Origin of the sequence: Colwellia sp. C1TZA3, assembly GCF_007954265.1 — a bacterium.
In the GTDB taxonomy this organism is placed as follows: Bacteria; Pseudomonadota; Gammaproteobacteria; order Enterobacterales; family Alteromonadaceae; genus Cognaticolwellia.
Window position 1 is genome coordinate 1 of the sequence record NZ_VOLS01000153.1, and the last position, 744, is coordinate 744.

Annotated in this window: 1 protein-coding gene; it reads left to right on the top strand. The window is 48.9% G+C overall.

The genetic code is table 11. The features are described from left to right. Positions 1–744: Ig-like domain-containing protein (locus ESZ39_RS17620; protein WP_146881203.1), on the top strand; the 744-nt coding region annotated here is incomplete at both ends.

Here is a 744-nt window from a genome sequence, read left to right on the forward strand (position 1 = left end):
CGATACCAACCGTTGGCTTAACAACAGACTCAGGGACGCTGAACGATGACGTTATTACAAACGATGCAGCCTTAAGCTTTAGTGAAGCAGCTAGTGATGTAAATAGAACTTATTCAATTGATGGCGCAGCGGCGACTACGGAGTACACCGCACCGACAGTCGATGGCGGGTATACGGTCACGGTCACGGATACCGATACGGCCGGAAACGTTAAAACAGCAAGTACGACCTTTACCTTAGACACAACGGTTGCTATGCCAAGCATTACACTTGATAACGATAGTGGAGCAAGTGCTAGCGATACCATTACAAATGATGAAGCCTTAATATTTAGCGCCGCAGCAGCTGATGTCACCAGAGTCTACTCAATTGATGGCGCGGCGGCGACTACGGAGTACAGCGCACCGACAGTCGATGGCGAGTATACGGTAACCGTAACCGATACCGATACGGCCGGAAACGTTAAAACAGCAAGTACGACCTTTACCTTAGACACAACGGTTGCTATGCCAAGCATTACACTTGATAACGATAGTGGAGCAAGTGCTAGCGATACCATTACAAATGATGAAGCCTTAATATTTAGTGCCGCAGCAGCTGATGTCACCAGAGTCTACTCAATTGATGGCGCGGCGGCGACTACGGAGTACAGCGCACCGACAGTCGATGGCGAGTATACGGTAACCGTAACCGATACCGATACGGCCGGAAATGTTAAAACAGCAAGTACGACCTTTACCTTAG